16 protein-coding genes are annotated in these 15,998 nt (G+C 67.6%); 5 read left to right on the top strand and 11 right to left on the bottom strand.

The features are described 5' to 3' along the window. Nucleotides 1-30: 30 nt before the first annotated feature. Nucleotides 31-1,332: an ABC transporter substrate-binding protein gene (locus ACTJKH_RS11295; protein WP_440736993.1), complete on the bottom strand. Its 1,302-nt coding sequence runs from the start codon at nt 1,330-1,332 to the stop codon at nt 31-33. A gap of 228 nt (nt 1,333-1,560) precedes the next feature. Between ACTJKH_RS11295 and ACTJKH_RS11300 the strand changes: the two genes are divergently transcribed. Then, entirely contained in the window at nt 1,561-2,505 is a 945-nt protein-coding gene (locus ACTJKH_RS11300) for a LysR family transcriptional regulator (protein WP_440736994.1), read from the top strand. A 1-nt stretch (nt 2,506) separates the two neighbouring features. Here the strand turns inward: ACTJKH_RS11300 and ACTJKH_RS11305 are convergent, their stop codons facing one another. Together ACTJKH_RS11305 and ACTJKH_RS11310 are read right to left on the bottom strand one after the other, a co-directional pair. Continuing rightward, the gene (locus ACTJKH_RS11305) at nt 2,507-3,985 is read right to left on the bottom strand and encodes a C-glycoside deglycosidase beta subunit domain-containing protein (protein ID WP_440736995.1); all 1,479 of its coding nucleotides are present in this window, start codon (nt 3,983-3,985) and stop codon (nt 2,507-2,509) included. An 8-nt stretch (nt 3,986-3,993) separates the two neighbouring features. Beyond that, nucleotides 3,994-5,295, bottom strand: a complete 1,302-nt coding sequence (locus ACTJKH_RS11310; protein WP_440736996.1) for a C-glycoside deglycosidase beta subunit domain-containing protein — start codon at nt 5,293-5,295, stop codon at nt 3,994-3,996. Nucleotides 5,296-5,527: 232 nt separating this feature from the next. Between ACTJKH_RS11310 and ACTJKH_RS11315 the strand changes: the two genes are divergently transcribed. Further along, the gene (locus ACTJKH_RS11315; RefSeq protein WP_440736997.1) at nt 5,528-7,117 is read left to right on the top strand and encodes a carboxylesterase/lipase family protein; all 1,590 of its coding nucleotides are present in this window, start codon (nt 5,528-5,530) and stop codon (nt 7,115-7,117) included. Nucleotides 7,118-7,191: 74 nt separating this feature from the next. On the opposite strand, the gene ACTJKH_RS11320 is transcribed toward ACTJKH_RS11315, so the two are convergent. From ACTJKH_RS11320 to pcaH, 8 genes are read right to left on the bottom strand one after another with little or no spacing between them, the layout of a single operon-like run. Next, on the bottom strand, nt 7,192-8,361 hold the full coding sequence (locus ACTJKH_RS11320; protein WP_440736998.1) for a thiolase family protein: 1,170 nt from the start codon (nt 8,359-8,361) through the stop codon (nt 7,192-7,194). Beyond that, the gene (locus ACTJKH_RS11325; RefSeq protein ID WP_440736999.1) at nt 8,358-8,993 is read right to left on the bottom strand and encodes a 3-oxoacid CoA-transferase subunit B; all 636 of its coding nucleotides are present in this window, start codon (nt 8,991-8,993) and stop codon (nt 8,358-8,360) included. Before ACTJKH_RS11325 ends, ACTJKH_RS11320 begins: the two co-directional genes overlap by 4 nt. Then, nucleotides 8,990-9,739, bottom strand: coding sequence for a 3-oxoacid CoA-transferase subunit A (locus ACTJKH_RS11330; RefSeq protein WP_440737000.1), 750 nt, complete (start codon nt 9,737-9,739; stop codon nt 8,990-8,992). Before ACTJKH_RS11330 ends, ACTJKH_RS11325 begins: the two co-directional genes overlap by 4 nt. Beyond that, on the bottom strand, nt 9,736-10,128 hold the full coding sequence (pcaC, locus tag ACTJKH_RS11335) for a 4-carboxymuconolactone decarboxylase (RefSeq protein WP_440737001.1): 393 nt from the start codon (nt 10,126-10,128) through the stop codon (nt 9,736-9,738). Before pcaC ends, ACTJKH_RS11330 begins: the two co-directional genes overlap by 4 nt. Beyond that, the gene (locus ACTJKH_RS11340; protein WP_440737002.1) at nt 10,128-10,898 is read right to left on the bottom strand and encodes an alpha/beta fold hydrolase; all 771 of its coding nucleotides are present in this window, start codon (nt 10,896-10,898) and stop codon (nt 10,128-10,130) included. The genes pcaC and ACTJKH_RS11340 overlap by 1 nt, the downstream gene beginning before the upstream one ends. Further along, on the bottom strand, nt 10,898-12,199 hold the full coding sequence (locus ACTJKH_RS11345) for a lyase family protein (RefSeq protein ID WP_440737003.1): 1,302 nt from the start codon (nt 12,197-12,199) through the stop codon (nt 10,898-10,900). Before ACTJKH_RS11345 ends, ACTJKH_RS11340 begins: the two co-directional genes overlap by 1 nt. A gap of 30 nt (nt 12,200-12,229) precedes the next feature. Further along, nucleotides 12,230-12,790, bottom strand: a complete 561-nt coding sequence (pcaG, locus tag ACTJKH_RS11350; RefSeq protein ID WP_440737004.1) for a protocatechuate 3,4-dioxygenase subunit alpha — start codon at nt 12,788-12,790, stop codon at nt 12,230-12,232. A gap of 1 nt (nt 12,791) precedes the next feature. Further along, nucleotides 12,792-13,610 (bottom strand): protocatechuate 3,4-dioxygenase subunit beta, encoded by an 819-nt coding sequence (gene pcaH / locus ACTJKH_RS11355; RefSeq protein ID WP_440737005.1) that lies wholly within the window; start codon nt 13,608-13,610, stop codon nt 12,792-12,794. 118 nt (nt 13,611-13,728) lie between these two features. Between pcaH and ACTJKH_RS11360 the strand changes: the two genes are divergently transcribed. The 3 genes from ACTJKH_RS11360 to ACTJKH_RS11370 all read left to right on the top strand — a co-directional run bounded on the left by ACTJKH_RS11360 (nt 13,729) and on the right by ACTJKH_RS11370 (nt 15,976). Further along, nucleotides 13,729-14,481, top strand: a complete 753-nt coding sequence (locus tag ACTJKH_RS11360) for an IclR family transcriptional regulator (RefSeq protein ID WP_440737006.1) — start codon at nt 13,729-13,731, stop codon at nt 14,479-14,481. 91 nt (nt 14,482-14,572) lie between these two features. Continuing rightward, complete coding sequence (locus ACTJKH_RS11365; protein WP_440737160.1) at nt 14,573-15,748, top strand: 4-hydroxybenzoate 3-monooxygenase; 1,176 nt, start codon at nt 14,573-14,575, stop codon at nt 15,746-15,748. Between the two features lie 66 nt (nt 15,749-15,814). Beyond that, nucleotides 15,815-15,976 carry a hypothetical protein gene (locus tag ACTJKH_RS11370; protein WP_440737007.1) on the top strand — a complete coding sequence of 54 codons (162 nt, stop codon included), beginning with the start codon at nt 15,815-15,817 and terminating at the stop codon, nt 15,974-15,976. Nucleotides 15,977-15,998 lie beyond the last annotated feature (22 nt).

Below are 15,998 nucleotides of genomic sequence, written 5' to 3' on the forward strand. Positions count from 1 at the left end.
CTCGTTCGCGGCCCCGGACGGCCCTCTGTGTCAGTCGCCCCAGGCGTTGTCCATGTCCTGGAGCACCTGGTCGATGGTCTTCTGCCCGGTGAGCAGCCCCTGAACGCCGACCTGCAGCGCGTCGTAGACCGACGGGTTCGGCCAGATGTTGTTCGGCAGGGTGGCGTAGGAGCCGTCTGCGATCAGGTCGACCACCGGCGAGTAGATGGTGTCGGAGAGGTCGAGGTTCTTATAGCCCGAGATGGGCAGCAGACCCGACTTCTCGTAGTAAAGCTCCTGCGCCTCGTCCGTTGCGAGCCATTCGACGAACTCCTCGGCCGCGGGCTTCACCTTCGAGGCCGCGTTGATCGAGATCGTGTAGTTGGAGCTCGCCAGGATGTAGGGGTCTCCACCGTCGGCCGCCGGGAACGGCTGCACCTTGAAGTTCGCCTCGGCGGGTGCGGCCGTGGCGATCTCGACAGCGGAGCCGGACGGGATGAAGCTGCCCACGGAGGTTCCCTGTGCGAGGCCGTTGGTGATGGCGTCGAAGCCACCGCCTTCTGCGCCGGGCTGGAAGCATCCGCCGTCGTGCAGGTCGATGACCATCTGCAGCGTGTCCTTCCAGCCGTCGGACTCGGCGAACGTCGTCTTGCCGTCGGCGCGCTGGGTGTTCCAGTCGGGCTCACCGGCGTAGACGCGTGTGGCCGCGATGCCCTGGGCAGTGAGGCCCGCGTTCGGTCCGGCGGCTCCAGCGAGAGCGAACAGCGATTTTCCTTCGCCCGCGAGCTCCGTGCATGCCGCGAACATCTCCTTCTCGTCCGTCGGCCAGTCGTCGAGGCCACTCTGCGAGGCGGTCCCCATGCTCGCCACGACGCCGGCGATGGTGAAGTCCATCGGCTGCCCGTAGGTCTCGCCGTCGATCTCGAAGATCGGCTCGCTGCCCGCCGGGACCAGCCCCGTGGCAGTGTCGCCGAGCGGCTCGAGGAAGCCTGCCTCTGCGAGCGGGATGACGCCGCGGGCATCACCCGATCCCGGGGTGGTCTGGACGACGTCGGCCGCGTTTCCTGCCTGGAACTGCGTGCGGATCGTCTCGCCGTACTTGTCGTTGGGCGTCGGGTTGAGGGTGATCTTGACGTCGGGGTGCTCATCCATGTAAGCCTTGGCGAGCGACTCGTACGGGCTCTCGAGATTGTTCGAGGTCGCGAACGTGAAGCTGAAGGCCTGCGCCCCGTCGGAGTCTCCAGAGCCCTGATCGGGCGTGGAACCGGAGCAACCGGCGAGGATGACGACTCCCACGGTCGCCGCGGCGAGGATGCCGGTGCGAAGGACGCGGGATCGAGAATGCTGTGACATGTCCAGCCTTTCTGACTACGTTGTCGAGGACTCTTCGGATCGAGCCCGGTGCTGTCCTGTCAGTATTGCCCCCATTTGCCGGAAACACACATAAGTGCTTTGGATGCATCGCATAAGTCGGCCTGAACGCTGCGCGCTTCCCGCTATTCGGCAGGAGAATGCGCGATGCCGGCGGAATCGGTGACGTCGATAAGATCGAGACACCCGCCCCCCCTGCCGGAGGTTCTGATGCCGACCGATCATGCCCTGCTGTCTCGACTCGATCTGAACCTGCTCGTGTCCCTCGACGCACTGCTGACTGAACGCAGCGTCACGCGCGCCGCCGAGCTGCTGCATCTGAGCCAACCCGCACTGAGTGCCTCGCTCGCGCGTCTGCGCACCCATTTCAACGACCCGATCCTCGCGCGTCGAGGAAACACCTACGAACTGACCCCGTTCGCGTTGCGGCTCACCGAGCACACCTCGACCGCGCTCGAAGCTGCTCGACGCGTCTTCGAGAGTCAGGCGACCTGGACACCGTCGGAGTCCACGCGCGAGTTCGCCATCTACGGCTCGGATTACGGCTTCGCCACCATCGGCGCGGTGGTCTCCCGCTTGGCTGCCGACCGCGGGCTCGGCGTGCGGTTCCGTTTCATGCTGCACAACCCGACGGTGGTCGAAGACGCCCCGAACCGACTGCGTTCCGCCGACGCCATGATCATCCCGCACGGGTTCCTCACGGATCTCTCCTATGCCGATCTCTGGCACGACGAGTGGGTCGCGCTCGTCGCCGAGGGAGAGCAGGGAATCGACGGCGAACTCACGATGGCGGACCTCGCCGATCGTCCCTACGTGATGACCTACCAGTCGCAGACGGCGTTCACATCGGCGAGCCGGCAGATCCAGCAGCTAGGCGTGGAGCCGCGCATCGACGCCGTCGTGGAGAGCTTTCTCGCGCTCCCCCTCTACGTCGCGGGCACGCGCCGGATCGGCCTGATCCAGCGCGCGCTCGCACCGCTCGCGGCACGCCTCGGCGGCGTGCGCATTGTGGAACTCCCGTTCGAGCCCACACCCCTCGTGCATGCACTCTGGTGGCACCCCGTGCATGCGCGTGACCCCGAGCACGCCTGGATGGTGGAACTCTTCCAGGAGGCAGGCCGCATCGTCGAATCCGGGGCGCACACGAACGACTGACTCAGGCGGGTTGTACCGCCGTGCGCATGCTCGCGCGAATCAGATCATGCTGTCGACGCACGAGCACCAGGGGATCCACTTCGCCGAGCTCGGCGAAGGCGTGCCCCTCCCACTCGCTCGACCAGTAGCCCCGGTAGCCGCCCTCGACGAACACGCGTACGAGCTCCGGATAGTCGATCGCCGGCTCCTGCCCTGCCTCATCGATGTCGTAGAACTTCGCGTGCACGTGCAGGATCTGCGGCATGATGTCCGCCCACTCCTGCGGAGCAACATGCCCGTGCATGTTGAAGGCGAGATGCGCGAAGGATCCGAGCCGACCAGGGTCGAAGTCGCGACCGTGGAGGTAGCCGATGAACTCGTCCTGACGCTCGCGCATCGTCGCATCGGTCGCCCAGATCTCCTGGAGCTTGGCCACAGACTCATCGTCGAGGCCTGCTCGGCGGACGGCGCGCAACAGCGTCGGAGACATCGCGTGCATGGTCGAGGAGAAGTCCGCGACGAAGCCGAGCAACGGCGAGTCCAGTTCCGCGAAGGTCTGGCGCACCTTGAGGACGGACTCCGCGTTCGGGCCGACGGGTGCGTGGATCTCGTAGGCGAGTTTCAGCTCGAGGCTCTCGGCGATCGGGAGGAGCCTGCGCAGCAGCTCCGGCTTCGCGCTCTGGATGCGCACCAGGGGGAAACCGAGCTGCTTCGCACCGGTGAACATCAGCTTCGAGAATTCGAACTCCTCATCCGGTGTCATGTCGCGGTCACGCCGACGGCCCATGTCGAGGTTCGCGCCGAACGAGCTCGCGTCGAAGCCGTGCCGGTCGAACGCGGCGCGCCAGCGCGTGACGAAGTCGTCCGACACCACCGGGTAGGTGGGCACCATCTGCGAGGCCACGATCTCGATGCCGGGACCGATGCCGAGCTCGGCGACGCGGTCGAGCAAGCTGTCGAAGTCGTACCACCCGGCACGGAACTCGGCGCTCGCGGAGTAGAGCGTCAACCCGAGCTGGAACGGATCCGCATCGGTCGCCGGGGGCGCAGGAGGGACGTCGCTCACGAGCGCCGGGATTGGGGCCGGGGAATCCGTGACGGTCAGCGTGTGGACGTCGCGCACGAAGTTCGGCACGTACATGCCGGGACCGCCGTCCGCACCGGGGACGATCTGCATGTAGGGAAGGCGGAGCTGCCCGACCAGCATGACGTCGTGGCTCTCGCCGCGCTCGACCGGCACATCGCGCCGCGCGATGAGCAGAGGATGCTCCTGCAGGAACCAGAGCGTCTCGCTCTGGTCGCTGAGCTCGTCGATGGCATAGGAGCGCCCGTGCAGTTCGAAGCGCAGATCTTCTGGCGCCACCTCTTCGCCGTCCACCGTGAGGGCGAGGGCGGAGACGGACGACAGCCACAGGCTGCGGTACCAGGGCAGGGTGAGGCTCAGAGCCAGTCCGTCCGGATGCGGGCGCAGGCTGTCTGCGTGGATGAGTCCGTTGGGCATGATGTCTCCTAGAGGGCGTCGACGGTCTGGCGGATGAGGGAATGCTGGCGGCGCACCTGCTCGACCGAGCGCCAGGGAATACGCTCCCCCTCATACTCGCTCGACAGATAGCCCGTGTATCCGGCATCTCGGAGCGCGCGGAGCACCGGTTCCCAGGGAATCTGCTGGTCCACGAGATCATCATCGATGTCGTGGAACTTCGCCTGGATGAAGACCACATGCTCGATCACGTCGAAGATGTCGGCGGGGTCCACGCCGATGCCGTCGAGGAACGCGGGTCGACGGCCGGGCAGCTCACCGGGGCGCAGGGGGATCGGTCGATCCTGGAAGATGCCGGTGTCCAGCAGCAGCCCGAAGTGCTTGGTGCCCGTGCGGGTGATCAGGGCGACGTAATCCTCGACCACCTCATGCTTGATGGGCGTCGGTGCGTGGATCTCCGGGCAGATGATGACGTCGAGCTCCTCGGCGAGGGGCAGGCTGCGCTCGACGACCTCGGTCCAGATCGAGTGCGGGATCAGGTCGCTGGAGACGACGCCGATCTTGGGTCGCAGGAACCGGAAGCCGAGTCGCTGTGCCAGACGCAGGTCGCGCTGGAGGATCGCGGCGCCCTCATCGACCGACATCTCTCGCGCGGCCTCACCGCTGGAATGCAGGCGGGTGTCGATCCACGAGCCCATGTTGGTCGGTTGGAGGCCGTACTTCTTCAGCAGGCGGAACCAGTCATCCACCCACTCCTGGGGCGGATCCGGATAGTTCGGCACGTGTCCCTCTCCGAGGATCTCGACACCGGTGGCGCCGAGATCGGCGATCTGATGCAGCGCCGTCTCGAGATCGAGACATGTGCCGTAGTCGCCCATGAAGCTGTAGAGGGAGACGCCGTAGCGGAAAGGCGCGCCGGTGGCCTCGGGCGAGAGGGTGATCGCCCTGGTCACCTGATACCGGCTGGGCTGGTGCTCCTGAGGGATGTACGACATGCGCAGGCGCAGGTCGATCGAGAGCTCATGGATGCCGTCCGGCAGCCCGCCGGCGAGGGGCACCGTGATGACGGCTGCATCCTCGAGCTGCCAGCGCACGCCGTCGCTCGCCCACAGTTCGTCGAGCGTGTAGATCTCCCCCTGCAGAGTCCAGGTGGGAACGTTCGCGGCAACATCGACCAGACCGGGGATCGACACGGCGATCCCGTCGATCAGCGATGCGGCCATCCCCCGATATGAGGGCATCCGCACGCGGAACTGGAATCCGACGATCTCCGCTCCCTCGCGCACATTGCGAAAGCCCACGGACTGGATCAGGTCTCTTTCGAGAAGCATCAGCGCTTCCTCTCTGGCGTGTGAACGCCTCCTCTGAAGGCTATCGAACTTCTGCCATTTTTAGACATAAGAGGTTTCTATGCGCCTATCGACGCAGCAGATACCCAGACCGACCCGACTGGGTAACCCCATCGGGGCTTGCGGTTAAGTCGATTTCCTACTTATCTGTACATGAATAGTACATAAGTGATGGTTCTCGTCGCTTATGCGCCACCGAGACGATGGAGTCCTCATGAGCGAGAACACGACCACACTGCCAACCCCGGCGCGCAGTACCCGCGCCCTCGGAGCCGCCGTCGCCGCAGTGGCTCTGGCAGTCGGGATGGCCGCCTGCGCGCCCGAAGCCGACACGCCGTCGACGACGACACCACCCGTCGTCGAGATCACCCAGGGAATGATCTCTGGCGTGAGCGCCGACGGCTCAGAATCCTTCCTCGGCCTTCCCTACGCGGCACCGCCCGTCGAGGAGAACCGCTTCGCCGCTCCCGCCGAAGCCGCCGGATGGGACGGCACCCGCGAGGCGACCGCGCATGGCAACTCGTGTCTGCAGGGAGGTGACGGCGAGGTCGCCGGAACGAAGACGAGCGAGGACTGCCTCTACCTCGATGTGTACCGACCCGCATCGACCACTTCCACCGATGCTCTGCCCGTGGTGATGTGGATCCACGGCGGCGGCTTCGGTTCGGGCGGCGCAGCGCTGTTCGATCCCTCCGAATTTGCCGACCGCACCGGCACCGTCGTCGCCGTCATCAATTACCGTGTCGGCGCGATGGGGTACCTGGCCACCGAGACGATGGGCGCCGATGCTGGTTCATTCGGTCTGCTCGACCAAGTCGCAGCCCTCCGATGGGTGCACGAGAACATCCCTGACTTCGGCGGCGACGCGGATCGAGTGACCGTAGCCGGACAGTCCGCCGGCGCGATGTCGATCTGTGGTCTCCTCGCCGCACCCTCGACCACCGGCCTGATCAGTGGAGCAATACTCCAGAGCGGGTCCTGCGCGTTCAACGCCTACACCGCTCGTGAGAACGCAGTCGAGAAGGGCGATCAGCTCGCCACTGAGATCGGCTGCCCGGCAGGCGATGAACAACTCGAATGCCTGCAGAGCGTGGACACCACCGAGCTCGTGAACGCGCCGGCCCGATTCACACCCGTCTTCGGCAGCTCCGTCCTTCCGACACGACCGCAGGATGCGATCGCCGAGGGCGACTGGGACGCCATCCCCCTCCTTGTCGGATCGAACCGCTGGGAGGGCAAGCAGGGCATCTTCTTCAGCGTCGGCCCGGACGCGGGCAGTATGACCGCCGAGGAGTACGACGAGCGCATCCGACAGAGCTACGGCGACGACGCCGAGGAGATTCTGCAGCGCTATCAGGCGGCAGACTACGACTCCCCCGCAATGGCTCTCGCTGCCATCGACACCGACAGCACTTTCGGATGCACCACGTACGCATTCGCCTCGTCAGCGTCGACACAGGTACCGGTGTACGCCTACGAATTCGAGGATCCCACGTCTCCCACGATGGCCGGAATGGCGATCGAGGGCTTGGACATGTCCAGCGCGCACTCGTCGGAGCTGGCCTACCTGTTCGACTTCGCGGATGTGGAGCGGCCTCTGACCGACGCCGAAAAGGAACTCTCGCACCGGATGATGGACTACTGGGGTGCCTTCGCGGCGACGGGCGAGCTTGGTGAACCCTGGCAGCGGTTCGAGGAGTCTGACCCGCGCTTCCTGAAGCTCTCCTCCGAAGGCGACGAGACCTTCACAGACTTCGCCGACGTCCACCAGTGCGAATTCTGGGCGAGCTCACCCACGCGCTGATCAGCACACACACCTTCGCCCACGGATCAATCTGGTCCGTGGGCGAACGTGTGCGCAGACACACGGGTTCGAGCTCAGCGCTCCAGCACGAGGGCGAGCCCCTGTCCCACGCCGATGCACAGTGCGACCACGGCGATTCCTCCACCACGGCGACGCAGTTCGTGCGCTGCCCGAGCGATGAGCCGCCCCCCGGAGGCACCAAGAGGATGGCCGATCGATATCGCCCCCCCGTGCACATTGACGCGGTCCGGGTCCAGGTCCGGCCAGCCGGCGAGGCATGCCAGCGACTGCGAGGCGAAGGCCTCGTTGAGTTCGACCAGGTCGACGTCCTCCCATGTGCGACCTGTGCGGGCCAGCGCCCGGTTCGCCGCCTCCACAGGGGCGATGCCGAACACATCGGGATCGTTGCCGAGCACTGCGCGACCGGCGATACGCGCCAGGGGCTCGGCGTCAAGCACGCCCTCCGCACCGATCAGCACGGCGGAGGCGCCGTCGTTGACCGGTGAGGAGTTCCCCGCCGTGACCGTGCCGTCGTCGGCGAACAGCGTACGCAGTGCACCGAGCTTCTCGAGCGAAGTGTCATCGCGGATGCCTTCGTCACGGGCCAGAGTCGCTCCGGGCACGGCCACGATCTCAGCGTCGAACACTCCTGCGGCCCATGCTTCGGCGGCACGGCGATGACTGCGCAGCGCGAAGGCATCCTGCTCCTCTCGCGTGATGCCGAACGTCGTGGCGAGCTTCTCGGCGGACTCGCCGTTCGAGATGGTCCAGTCCGCGGGCAGCGCGGGGTTGGTCATCCGCCAGCCGATCGCGGTGTTCCACAGCGTCTGATTGCCGACCGCGGGCCAGGGTCTCGCCGACTTCTCCACCACGAACGGGGCTCTGCTCATCGACTCGACACCGCCCGCGAGGATCACGGCGGCGTCACCCGTCTCGATCGCGCGCGACCCCTGGATCACCGCCTCGAGGCTCGATCCGCAGAGACGGTTCACGGTGGCACCGGGCACCGTCGTCGGAAATCCGGCGAGCAGCGCGGCGAACCGCGCGACATCGCGGTTGTCCTCCCCCGCCTGATTCGCATCACCCAGGAGCACGTCGTCGACGCGTGCGGGATCGATGCCCGTCCGCTCGACGATCGCTCGGAGGGTCACCGCAGCCAGATCATCGGGACGGATGCCCGACAGTGCGCCACCCGCGCGACCGAAGGGAGTGCGCACGGCGTCATAGATCATCGCTGCGGTCATGAGAGCTCCAGTCCGGTCAGAGTGCGCAGTGTCTCGACGGTGTTGTCGCCGAAGACCTCCCGCACGACGAAACGAGCGTCCACGACGTCGAAGACGGCGTGGTCGGTGTAGACCCGGGTCACGCATCCGACACCGGTGAGCGGATAGCTGCACTCGGCGACGAGCTTCGATGAGCCGTCCTTCGCGAGCAGGTCGGTCATGACGAACACCTGTTTCGCTCCGATAGCCAGGTCCATCGCGCCGCCCACCGCCGGGATCGCCCCGGGCGCGCCCGTCGACCAGTTCGCGAGATCGCCGTTCTGCGCGACCTGGAATGCGCCGAGCACGCAGACATCCAGATGCCCGCCGCGCATCATCGCGAACGAGTCGGCGTGGTGGAAGTAGGCGGCGCCAGGGAGCGCCGTGACCGGCTGCTTGCCCGCGTTGATGAGATCGGGGTCGATCCGGTCCGGTTCGGGCGCAGGCCCCATGCCGAGCAGACCGTTCTCGGTGTGCAGGATGATCTCGAGGTCGGCGGGCAGGAAGTTCGCGACGAGGGTCGGTGCGCCGATGCCGAGGTTCACCACCGAGCCCTCAGGGATATCCGCGGCGATCCGCGCGGCGAGCTCGTTTCGGGTGACGCTCGTGGTCATGGTGCGACCTCCTCGACAGCATCCCGCGGCCTGCCCTCGATGTCGACGCCGCCGACGAACCCCTGCTCGCCGAGCCACGGACGTCGGCCGACCGCGACGACGCGGTCGACGAAGAGACCGGGAGTCACCACGCTCTCAGGATCGATGGATCCCAGCGGCACGATCTCGTCGACCTGCACGATCGTGACTGCTGCTGCCGATGCCATGACGGGACCGAAGTTCCTCGCGGTCTCGCGATAGAGCAGATTGCCCCATCGATCGGCCGTGCGAGCGCTGATCAACGCCACATCTGCCGCGATCGGGTACTCGAGCACGTACCTCCGCCCGTCGATCGTGCGCTCCTCCTTGCCCGCGGCGAGTTCGGTGCCGACCCCGGTGGGTGAGAAGAAGGCACCGATGCCGGCACCCGCAGCTCTGATCCGCTCCGCGAGATTGCCCTGGGGCACGATCTCGAGCTCGATCTCCCCCGCCCGGTACAGGCCGTCGAACACCCACGAGTCGTGCTGCCGGGGAAACGAGCACATGATCTTGCGCACGCGGCGCTCCGCGAGCAGGGCGGCGAGCCCGGTGTCTCCGTTCCCGGCGTTGTTGGCGACGATCGTCAGGTCGCCGGCGCCCTGGGCGATGAGAGCGTCGATGAGCTCGACCGGCTGCCCCGCGCGTCCGAATCCGCCGATCATCACCGTCGCACCGTCGCGGATCCCCGCGACGGCCGTGGTGGCATCCGGCACGGTCTTGTCGATCACGATGCGCTCTCCGCCCGCAAGACCTCGCCGGCGATGCGGAACGCGGTGTTCGCCGCGGGCACCCCCGAGTAGACCGCGGACTGCAGTATCACCTCGCGGATCTCGTCGACGGACAGGCCGTTGCGCAGAGCGGCGCGCAGATGCATCGCGAGCTCCTCGTGGTGGCCGTTCGCGATGAGCGACGAGAGCACGGCTATCGACCGCGAGCGTCGATCCAACCCGGGACGCGACCAGACCTCGCCCCACGCGACGCGGGTGATGAAGTCCTGAAAGTCGGCGTTCAAGTCGGTGGTCGCGGCGATCGCACGGTCGACGTGCGCATCCGAGAGCACCTCGCGGCGCACCGCGAACCCCTGTGCGCGACGTTCGTCATCGGTGAGACCGGCCATCACCGGCTCCTCTCAGTCAGGAAGTGATCGAGCAGGGCCGAGACCTCGGCGGGGGCATCGACCGGAGCGAGGTGCGATGCCGCGGGCATCCGCACCGAGCGTCCGTCGCGCACGCCGTCGGAGATCTCCGCTGCGGAACTCTCCGGCGTCACCTGGTCATGCTCGCCCCAGACCGCGAGCACGGGAGCGTCGATCTCTCGCAGGTGCGCGCGCACGTCGTATTCGGCGAGCGCCTCGCAGCATCGTGCGTAGCTCTCGTCATCCGCGTTCTGCAGCGTGTGCAGAAGGCGTCCCGTCAGGTCCGGGTGCCGAGCGATCGAGCCCGGCGCGAACCACCGCTGCGCCGAAGCGACGATCAGGGCCGAGGTCGATTCGGCCCGCACTTTCGCCGCACGCTCACGCCATGCCGAGGGGCTGCCGATCACCGCCCCCGAACAGAGGATCGCCGCGCGCTCGACGAGAGCAGGATGCCGCAACAGCAGTTCGAGACCGACCGCTCCCCCGAGCGAGACGCCGGCATAGCGGATGCTGCCGGAACCGGCGTCTCTGGCTGCGGCGGCGACAGCGTCGGCGAGGTCGGCCACCGAGAATGACTCGACCGCCGGAGACGAGGCCCCGTGCCCGGGGAGGTCCCAGGCGATGACGCGGTGCGCCGCCGCGAGCGCGGGTGCGACGGACTCCCAGAGGATCGTCGACGTGCCGAGTGACGGGCCCAGGATGAGCAGCGGGCCGTCTGCAGGGCCCACGGGGTCGGTGAAGGAGAGCTCCATCAGCACTCCCCCGCCGAATCTCCGCCGACATATCGCTCCGGGTCGAGCAGAGCGTCGACATCGAGATCGTTCGCCTCCGGAAGCGCGTGGATCAGGCCGCGCAGGTCCTGCCCGCTGCGGGCTGCGGACAGGACGCCGTCGAACCGTGCTCGACCGATCAGGGGCTCGAGGACGATCGCCAGACGCTCCGTGATGATGAGCCCTCCGGTGAGATCCAGGTTGCGAGTGCCGGCCGCGACATCGATGCGCAGTCCCTCCACGAGCGAGGCTGCGTGGGCGGACGCACCCAGGGCGAGCCGGAGCAGCTCCCGCAGGGTCGGCCACTCGGCGTGCCAGGCTCCGTCGGGGCGCTCGTCTGCGGCCTGGGCCGCAGCGAGGTGCAGGGTCGCGGCGAGCTGCGGGGCGCGCAGCGATGCCGAGCGGATGAGGGTCGATTCGACCGGGTTGCTCTTGTGCGGCATCGCCGACGACCCGCCGCCGGCGCCCTCCGCCATCTCGCCGATCTCCGTGCGGGACAGGGTCGCGATGTCCGTCGCGACCTTGCCGAGCGCGTCGAGGGTCTGTACGAGGGCGTCACCCATCTCGGTGATCGGCCACCGATTGACCTGCCACGAGCCCGCCGGCTCCTCGAGACCGGCATGCCTGGCGAACGATGCGGCGAGCGCCTCCGCTCCGCCGACCGAACCGGTGATCTGCACGAACGATGCCCTCGTGCCCGCGGCACCGGCGAGCTGCGCCGGGAACTCGAGCATGGCGAGACGGGAGACCGCCCGCTCGACGCCTCGGGACCAGGTGCGCAACCGCGCACCGATGGTGGTCGGCACCGCGTGCTGGGTCAGTGTGCGGGCGACGACCACGTCTGCGCCGTGCGTCTCGTCGAGCGTCACGAGCCCGTCGAGGACTCGGTCGAGAGACGCCCTCAGGCGCTCGACCGCGGAGAGCGCCACGATCATCAGCGCCGTGTCGACGACGTCCTGACTGGTCGCGCCCCGGTGGATCCAGAGCCGGAGGTGCTCGGGTACCCGATCACGCAGCACGGCGACGAGCGGGATCACGGGATTCCCGCTGGAGACCGATGCCGCCGCCAGCGCTGCTGCAGCCACCCGACCACCAGCCGGCCCCGTTCCGAGCGCATCGGCGAGCACCGCGTGGTCGACCTCTGTCAGCATCCCCGTCTCGCGGTACGCCGAGACGAGCGCCCGTTCGGCGCCCACCAGGGCATCGACGACCGCGTCGTCACAGACCACGTCGTCGAATCCGGTCGCGACCGGCGAGAGCAGTCCGTCGTCGAAGGCGGTCATGGTCTCCCCCGCGTGATCGGGCAGCACAAGTCAGTAGACAAGGAACACCGTCTCCCTCTCGCCCTGCAACCGGATGTCGTGGTGAAGCCATCCGTCAGCGGTGCGTGTCGCGACGAGGGTCGCACGCTCCTGGGACGAAAGCGAGGCCAGAAGCGCGTCGCTCTCGAGTGCCGTCGTGTTCTCCGGAAGGTAGATCCGCGTGTGCAGCTTGTCGGGCAGCCCCCGGGCGTAGACGATCGCGGCGAAGAACGGCGCCCCCGTGCCGGAGGGTCCAGGGTTGCGGGTCCAGAACTCGTAGTGTCCCTCGTCATCGGTGAAGGCCCGACCGAATCCGGTGAACGTGTGGTCGTCGCGGCGGAAGGCGCCGCGGGCCCGGGGCACGGTTCCGTCGGCATCGGCACCGAAGATCTCGATGAACGCATCGGGGATCGGATCGCCCGCACCGTCGCGCACGGTGCCGGCGAGCAGGATCGCGCCCGGCGAATGCGGTGAGGCGACCTCGTGCATCTTCGGATACTCGACGCCGTAGGCGAAGAACGGTCCGACCGTCTGGCCGGGGGTGGCGCGGTGGGTCCTGGCGGGAGCCGCCATGTCAGTTCTCCTCCTGCTCGAACCAGGTCGCGTCGGGCCCGTCGACGACGATGTCGAAGCGGTACCCCGTAGACCACTCGGGAGAGGTCAGATCATGGTCGTACACGCCCACGAGGGCATCGCGATCCTTCTGCCGCCAGATCGTGTTGTAGATCGGGTCGAGGGCGAACAGCGGATCGCCGGGGAAGTACATCTGCGTGACGAGGCGCTGGGTGAACGAGGAACCGAAGACCGAGAAGTGGATGTGCGCGGGCCTCCAGGCGTTCACGTGGTTCTTCCACGGGTACGGGCCCGGCTTGATCGTGGTGAAGAGGTACTCGCCGTCATCGTTCGTGATCGCTCTGCCCGCGCCGGTGAAGTTCGGGTCGAGCGGGGCCGGGTGCTGGTCGCGCTGGTGGATGTACCGGCCCGACGAGTTCGCCTGCCACAGCTCGATCAGCTGATTGCGCAGCGGGCGCCCCCAGGAGTCCAGCAGTCGTCCGCGCACCGTCATGCGCTCACCCAGCGGCTCACCCGTGTGCTGGATCGTCAAGTCCGACTCGATCGCGGCGACGTCGCGCTGGCCGAAGGCCGGAGACAGGAGTTCGATCGTCTCGGGGTCGACCAGCCGCGGATTCTTGGTCGGATGCCGGAGGATGCTCGACCGGTACGGCGGAAAGTCGTGCATGGTCGCCGGAAGGCTCTCGCCACCCCGCTCACGGCGCGAGAGAGAGGCGTGGAGGCCGACGATCTCGGTCGTGATCTCGGCCTGCGAGACCTGCACGGGCGTGGCGAGCAGCGACTCGGGGGCTGCGGCGATCGTTCCGGCTGCGGCGGTCATGGTGTCTCCTTCGACACGGGCGGGCTGCGTTCACAGCATCCTCGTCGCACCCCGCCGGAGATGACGATAGATTCCCACTCAATGGGACACAAGCCTCCGTCCGTGACATCATCGTCGCATGGCCAACTCCCCCTCTGGCGACTCCGTCACCGAACGCCTGATCCGCGTGCTCGAGACGTTCACCCCCTCCCGCACCGTGCAGAGCGCGTCGGACATCGGTCGCAGGGCGGGACTGCCGGCCTCCTCGGCCCACCGCATCGTGGGCGAGCTGGTCGACGCCGGGATACTGGAACGCGACGACGACCGCAGAATCAGGATCGGCATGCGCCTGTGGGAGCTCGCCACCCGCTCCTCCCATGCGCTGCGGCTGCGCCAGGCGGCACTGCCGTTCATGGAGCGCGTACAGGCGCGGGTGCGCGAGCACACGCAGCTCGCGATCCTCGAACAGGACGAGGCCCTCTTCCTCGAGAGGCTCAGCAGCCCGGATTCGGGCTCGAACGTCACCCGCGTGGCGGGCCGCCTCCCCCTGCACGCCTCGTCGTCCGGCCTCGTGCTCCTCGCCTACGCAGATCATGCGGTGCAGGAGCGCATCCTCGCCGGCCCGCTGACCGCGGTATCGCCGGAGACCATCACGGATGCCGCCGCGCTGCGCCGCAAGCTCGCCGAAGTCCGAGCCGTCGGTCACGCCACCGCACCGGGCTACATCGAAGCGGTCTCGACCGGTGTCGCCGTGCCGGTGCACGACGAGACGGGCACTGTGGCAGCCGCATTATCGGTCGTCCTGCGTCGGGAGGATCCGGTGGAACCGGCGCTGCGCGAGCTGCTCGGCGCCGCGCGCGACATCGAGCGCGCGTTGGGAGGGCGCCGCTGAGGACTTCTCTCATTCAACGGTAGCGATGCGTGGAGACGCTCCGTCGGTACTCAGAATGGCTGGCGACACGTCCGTCGAAGGAGACGCCATGATCACCACCGTCCGCACCCGCGTCGCCATCGTCGGCGCCGGCCCCGCAGGACTCCTGCTCTCTCATCTGCTCGCCGAGGCGGGGATCGAGTCGATCATCCTGGATCGTCGCAGCCGGTCCGAGATCGAATCGACCATCCGCGCGGGGATCCTCGAGCAGGAGACGGTGCGCGTGCTGAGCGAGACCGGGGCGAGCGATCGCGTACTCACGGTGGGACACCGCCACGACGGGATCGAACTCCACTTCGAGGGCGAAGGGCATCGTATCGACTTCCCTTCTCTCACCGGACGCAGTGTGTGGCTGTACCCGCAGCACGAAGCGCTCAAGGATCTGATCGCCGCCCGTCTCGCCGCGGGGCAGGATCTACGCTTCGGAGCCGAGGTCACCGGGGTCGGGGACGTATCCACGGACCGCCCCTGGGTCACCGCCACGATCGACGGTGCCGACGTGCGCATCGAGGCCGAGTTCGTGGTGGGGGCCGACGGGTCGCGCAGTGTCGTCCGTCCAGCGGTCACCGGGTCGTCGACCGGCGGATACTTCCGCGAGTACCCATTCGCGTGGTTCGGCATCCTGTGCGAGGCGCCCCCGAGCTCCGGTGAGCTGATCTACAGCAACTCCCCCGACGGATTCGCGCTGATCAGTCAGCGCAGCGCGACCGTGCAGCGCATGTACTTCCAGTGCGATCCCGACGCCGACCCGAACGCGCTCTCCGAGGCCGAGATCTGGAACACCCTGCAAGCGCGGGTCCCCGGCACGACCTTGACCGAAGGCCCCATCTTCCAGCGCGACGTACTGCGCTTCCGCAGCTTCGTGGCGCACGAGCTCCGTCGCGGTCGCGCCGTACTCGTCGGCGACGCGGCACACACCGTCCCGCCGACCGGGGCGAAGGGCATGAATCTCGCGGTGGCCGATGTCGTCCTGCTCGACCGCGCGCTGCGCGCACTTCTCCTCGAGAACGACGCGCGGCTGATCGACGCGTTCGCCGAGACCGCACTGCAGCGCATCTGGAAGGCCCAGCACTTCTCCTGGTGGATGACGAGCATGCTGCACACCGTGCAGGACGCATCGGAGTTCGACCGCCGTCGCCAGACGGGGGAACTTCGCTCGGTGGTCGAATCTGAGTCAGGCAGGACCTTTCTCGCGGAGGCGTACACGGGGTGGCCGCACCCGGCGTGACTACACGTCCACACCGCGCTCGCGCGCTCACGCCGCGGAGTAGCGCGACCCGTCGATGTGCTCTGGATGCGCGACCTCCCGCTGTCCGCGTCGTACATGTCGGCCGACGACGTTCTCCAAGACTTGCTGAGCTTCCACGCGACGCCCGACCGCACGACGGCGCCCATCGCGATCCCGCACCTCCCGCCGTTCGCCGCATCGCCCCGGAGGGCTGAGCCCGCAGTCTGAGCGCGACCAGCGCGATCGGTGA

Origin of the sequence: Microbacterium sp. 22215, assembly GCF_052045655.1 — a bacterium.
GTDB classification, from domain to species: domain Bacteria; phylum Actinomycetota; class Actinomycetes; order Actinomycetales; family Microbacteriaceae; genus Microbacterium; species Microbacterium phyllosphaerae.

Coding starts and splice junctions, on each gene's coding strand:
- ACTJKH_RS11295 (WP_440736993.1), bottom strand. CDS start 1,332: ATGTCACAGCATTCTCGATCCCGCGTCCTTCGCACCGGCATCCTCGCC.
- ACTJKH_RS11300 (WP_440736994.1), top strand. CDS start 1,561: ATGCCGACCGATCATGCCCTGCTGTCTCGACTCGATCTGAACCTGCTC.
- ACTJKH_RS11305 (WP_440736995.1), bottom strand. CDS start 3,985: ATGCCCAACGGACTCATCCACGCAGACAGCCTGCGCCCGCATCCGGAC.
- ACTJKH_RS11310 (WP_440736996.1), bottom strand. CDS start 5,295: ATGCTTCTCGAAAGAGACCTGATCCAGTCCGTGGGCTTTCGCAATGTG.
- ACTJKH_RS11315 (WP_440736997.1), top strand. CDS start 5,528: ATGAGCGAGAACACGACCACACTGCCAACCCCGGCGCGCAGTACCCGC.
- ACTJKH_RS11320 (WP_440736998.1), bottom strand. CDS start 8,361: ATGACCGCAGCGATGATCTATGACGCCGTGCGCACTCCCTTCGGTCGC.
- ACTJKH_RS11325 (WP_440736999.1), bottom strand. CDS start 8,993: ATGACCACGAGCGTCACCCGAAACGAGCTCGCCGCGCGGATCGCCGCG.
- pcaC (WP_440737001.1), bottom strand. CDS start 10,128: ATGGCCGGTCTCACCGATGACGAACGTCGCGCACAGGGGTTCGCGGTG.
- ACTJKH_RS11340 (WP_440737002.1), bottom strand. CDS start 10,898: ATGGAGCTCTCCTTCACCGACCCCGTGGGCCCTGCAGACGGCCCGCTG.
- ACTJKH_RS11345 (WP_440737003.1), bottom strand. CDS start 12,199: ATGACCGCCTTCGACGACGGACTGCTCTCGCCGGTCGCGACCGGATTC.
- pcaG (WP_440737004.1), bottom strand. CDS start 12,790: ATGGCGGCTCCCGCCAGGACCCACCGCGCCACCCCCGGCCAGACGGTC.
- pcaH (WP_440737005.1), bottom strand. CDS start 13,610: ATGACCGCCGCAGCCGGAACGATCGCCGCAGCCCCCGAGTCGCTGCTC.
- ACTJKH_RS11360 (WP_440737006.1), top strand. CDS start 13,729: ATGGCCAACTCCCCCTCTGGCGACTCCGTCACCGAACGCCTGATCCGC.
- ACTJKH_RS11370 (WP_440737007.1), top strand. CDS start 15,815: ATGCGCGACCTCCCGCTGTCCGCGTCGTACATGTCGGCCGACGACGTT.